The organism is Actinoplanes sp. NPDC048791, from assembly GCF_040650095.1.
Lineage (GTDB): Bacteria > Actinomycetota > Actinomycetes > Mycobacteriales > Micromonosporaceae > Actinoplanes.
In genome coordinates, this window is record NZ_JBEZGQ010000836.1 from 1 (window position 1) to 3,707 (window position 3,707).

The 3,707-nt window shown below is 73.9% G+C and carries 4 protein-coding genes; all 4 read left to right on the top strand.

What is annotated here, in order from left to right:
• A partial coding sequence (locus tag AB0C29_RS38025) for an AMP-binding enzyme (RefSeq protein WP_360831076.1) occupies nt 1-275 on the top strand: 275 nt, incomplete at its 5' end.
• On the top strand, nt 272-493 hold the full coding sequence (locus AB0C29_RS38030; protein WP_360555644.1) for an acyl carrier protein: 222 nt from the start codon (nt 272-274) through the stop codon (nt 491-493). The genes AB0C29_RS38025 and AB0C29_RS38030, both read left to right, overlap by 4 nt.
• Nucleotides 490-1,833, top strand: a complete 1,344-nt coding sequence (locus tag AB0C29_RS38035) for an FAD-dependent oxidoreductase (RefSeq protein WP_360831079.1) — start codon at nt 490-492, stop codon at nt 1,831-1,833. Before AB0C29_RS38030 ends, AB0C29_RS38035 begins: the two co-directional genes overlap by 4 nt.
• Nucleotides 1,830-3,551 (top strand): class I adenylate-forming enzyme family protein, encoded by a 1,722-nt coding sequence (locus tag AB0C29_RS38040; RefSeq protein ID WP_360831082.1) that lies wholly within the window; start codon nt 1,830-1,832, stop codon nt 3,549-3,551. The genes AB0C29_RS38035 and AB0C29_RS38040 overlap by 4 nt, the downstream gene beginning before the upstream one ends.
• The last annotated feature ends 156 nt before the right edge of the window (nt 3,552-3,707 follow it).

A 3,707-nucleotide genomic window follows, 5' to 3' on the forward strand; every position in this document is an offset into this window, starting at 1 on the left:
CCCCGGCGTTGGGGGACGCGCACCTGCCGGGTCAGCGGGGGGTCCGGGGGGCCCTGGACACGGGGGGCCGGGGGCCCGGCCGCACGGCTCTCGCGGCGTACGTCGTACCCCGGGCCGGCACGTCCGGCACCGGGCTGCCGGACCGGATCGCCGCCCACCTGCGCGGCCGGGTCCCGGCCCACCTGGTTCCCAGTCACATCCACGTCGTGGCCGAGCTCGCCTACACCGCGAGCGGCAAGGTCGATCGGCGCGCGAGCAAGGAGATGCTGTCATGAACGTCCACCAGGCGACCGACCTGTTCCGGCGGGTCCTGGAGAACCCGCGGGTCAGCGAGCAGGACGACTTCTTCCACCTGGGCGGCGACTCGCTCCTGGCGACCCGGGTGCTCAGTGCCGTGGCCCGAGAGCACGGCGTCGAGCTGACCTTCGAGGACTTCCTGCTCGCCCCCACCCCGGCCGCGCTGGCCAGCACGGTCACGGGGGCGCCCCGATGAGCGTCGTGGTGATCGGCGCCGGGCTGGCCGGGCTGACCGCCGCCACCGACCTGGCCGCCGCCGGGGTGGAGACCACCGTGCTGGAGGCCCGCGACCGGGTCGGCGGACGCACCCACGGCATCGAGGTGGCGCCGGGCGCGTGGGCCGACGCCGGGGCGGCGTACCTGGGTGACCGGCACACCGAACTGCACAAGCTGCTGGCCGGGCTGGGGTTGTCGGCGACACCGACCGCGATGTGGGGCGGCAGCCGGTTCGCGCTGGGCAGCGGCGAGAAGACCCGGGCCGGCCGGTTCCCGCCGCTCAACGCGGTCGCCCTCGGCGAGCTGTTCGACCTGCTCTACGACCTGACCGCGCGGGTCCGGCCGGACGCGCCGTGGCGAACCCCGGACGCGGCCGCCCTGGACACCGTCACGGCCGCGGAGTGGGCCGCCGGCAACCTGCGACACCCGGACGCGCGGCTGTTCTTCCCGTTGTTCCTGGGCGAGATGATGGCCGCCGACCCGGCCTCGGTGTCGGTCCTGCACATGGCGCTCTACCTGCGCTCGGGCGGTGGGATCAGATACCTCAACGCGTTCGCCGGCGGCGCGCAGCAGGACCGGGTGCTCGGCGGCGCCCACCAGGTCGCCGAACGGCTCGCCGCGCAGCTCGGCGCCCGGATCCGGCTGAACCGGCCGGTCCACGCGATCCATCAGCAGAACGGCCGGGTGAGCGTGCACACCGGCACCGGCGAGCACCACCACGGCGACGCGGTCGTGGTGGCGGTGCCGCCGGTGCTGGCCCAGGCCATCGACTACCGGCCGGGCCTGCCGGCACCCCGGGCCACCACGGCCACCGGGCGGGGCTGCGCGGTGAAGGTGCAGATCGTCTACCGGGAGCCGTACTGGCACGCGCACGGGCTGTCGGGCTGGTCGGTGAGCGCCACCGGCCCGCTGTTGTCCACGGTGGACGACTCGCCGCCCGGGGGCGACGCCGGGGTGCTGACCGGGTTCGTGACCGGCGCCGAGGCGTACCGGTTCGCGGCGCTGGACCCCGCGGCCCGCGAGGCCGAGGCCCTGCACCAGGTCGCCGAGCTGTTCCCCCGGCTGCCGGCGCCGGTCGCCGTGCACGTCAGCGACTGGGTCAACGAGCCCTACAGCCGGGGCTGTTACGCGGCCGTGTTCGGGCCCGGCGACTGGTCGCGGCTCGGTCCGCACCTGAGCACCCCGCACGGCCGGGTGCACTGGGCCGGCACGGAGACGAGCACCGAGTTCTTCGGGCTCATGGAGGGTGCCATCCGCTCGGGTCACCGGGTCGCCGCGGAAATCCTGTCCAGCCACGAAACCGCAAGGAGAAAGCGATGACCGACAGTCCGATCGCCCCGCTCGACGTGCGCCGGCAGTTCATGACCGAACCGGACCTGGGCGCCGGGAACTTCCTCGACCACGCCGTCCGGTCCAACCCGAACCGGGCGCTGCCGCTGATCTACACGCACAGCGTCGACCACCGGGGCCAGGTGACGCTGCGCGGGCACAGCCTGTTGGAGCTGGCCGCCCTGCGCGACCGGTACGCCCGGTGGTACCGGGCCAACGGGGTCCGGGCCGGCGACCCGGTCGGCATCGTGGTCGCCGAGGGACTGGAACCGCTGATCCACTACCTGGCCCTGACCGCGCTGGGGGCCATCCCGGCGATGATCAACGACGCCATGCGGATGGACGTGCTGCTCCGCTACCTCGAGCACGTCGGCGTGGTCGGGGTGGTCGCCGACGACACCACGCGGCTGGCCTCGGCGTACCGGGCCGACCCGGCCACCCGGCCCCGGTTCCTGACGCTCGCCGCCGAGATCCAGGCCTTCGACGACACCGGTACGCAGCTGCCCGAGCAGTACCCGTACCGGCACGGGCCCGACGACGTGTGCGCGCTGATCCACTCGTCGGGCACCACCGGCAGCCCCAAGTCCACCATCCTCGGGCACCGCAGCTTCTGGGACGGCAAGCAGGCGCGGATGACCCGGTTCCCGGCCGAGCCGTACGACCGGCTGATGTCGCTGATGCCGCACACGCACGCCGGCGGGCTCAGCTACTTCCTCACCGCGATCCTGCTCGGCCTGCCCACGGTGGTGATGGCCGACTGGCGGCGCAGCGTGGTCGAGCCGGTGATGGAGACGTTCCAGCCGACCATGCTGGCGTCGTTCCCGCGTACCTTCGTCGAGCTGGCCACCGGCGACCTGCCGGTGCGCGGCGCGGCCCGGGTGCACTCCTGGTTCAACACCGGCGACTCCGCCCACTACGGCCACATCCGGCGCCTGGTCGGCCTGGGTGAACGCCCGGCCGGGCTGCTCGCCGCCTGGCTGCTGCCGCAGGACCGGGCCGCGGACGGCGCGCTGCCGGGCTCGCAGTTCATCGACGGGCTCGGCTCCTCCGAGATGGGCATGGCCCTGTTCGGCGGGCTGAGCACCCCGGAGACGCCGCGCAACGACAGGTGCGTCGGCAAACCGCAGGACGCCGTGATCAAGGCGGCGGTGCTCGACGACGACGGCAACGAGCTGCCCGACGGCACGGTCGGCCTGCTCGGCGTGATCACCCCGTCCCGGACGCCCGGGTACTGGAAGAACGCGCGGCTCACCGAGAGCTTCGAGCTCAACGGCTACTGGCTGACCGGGGACGTGGCCCGCCGCGACGCCGAGGGCAACTACTACCACCTGGACCGTACGGTCGACGTCATCGACACCCTGGCCGGGCCGGTCTACAGCCTGCCGCTCGAGGAGGTGCTGATCGCCGACTGCGCCGACCTGGTGCTGGACTGCTCGGTGGTGGGCGTACCGGCGCCCGACGGCTGCGGCCAGATCCCGATCGCCGTGGTCCGCCCGCAGGCCGGCGCGGCCGCGGCCACCGCCGAGCTGATCCTGGAGAAGGCGAACAAGGAGCTGTCGGCGGCCGGGCTGGCCACCCTCGCCGCGGTGGTGATCGAGGATCTCCCGCTCGGTCCCACCGGGAAGGTGCTCAAGCGGGAACTGCGCACCCGGCACGCCGGCATGTTCCACCAGCGCGACCGGGATCCGGTCGGGCCGGTCAGCGGTTGAGATAGGCGGCCAGGCCGCCGAGCTCCTCGCTGGCGATGAACACCGACCGCACGTTGATGATGGCCTCCTCGACGTGGGCGGGGCAGCCCCAGGCCGCGTCGCCCCAGGAATCGGCGATCTTGAGCTCGGCCGGTGCGTCGCACCCCGGGGTGCCGC

What these genes read in the sequence shown, in the direction of transcription:
- AB0C29_RS38030 (WP_360555644.1), top strand. Translation starts at nt 272, where the DNA reads ATGAACGTCCACCAGGCGACCGACCTGTTCCGGCGGGTCCTGGAGAAC.
- AB0C29_RS38035 (WP_360831079.1), top strand. Translation starts at nt 490, where the DNA reads ATGAGCGTCGTGGTGATCGGCGCCGGGCTGGCCGGGCTGACCGCCGCC.
- AB0C29_RS38040 (WP_360831082.1), top strand. Translation starts at nt 1,830, where the DNA reads ATGACCGACAGTCCGATCGCCCCGCTCGACGTGCGCCGGCAGTTCATG.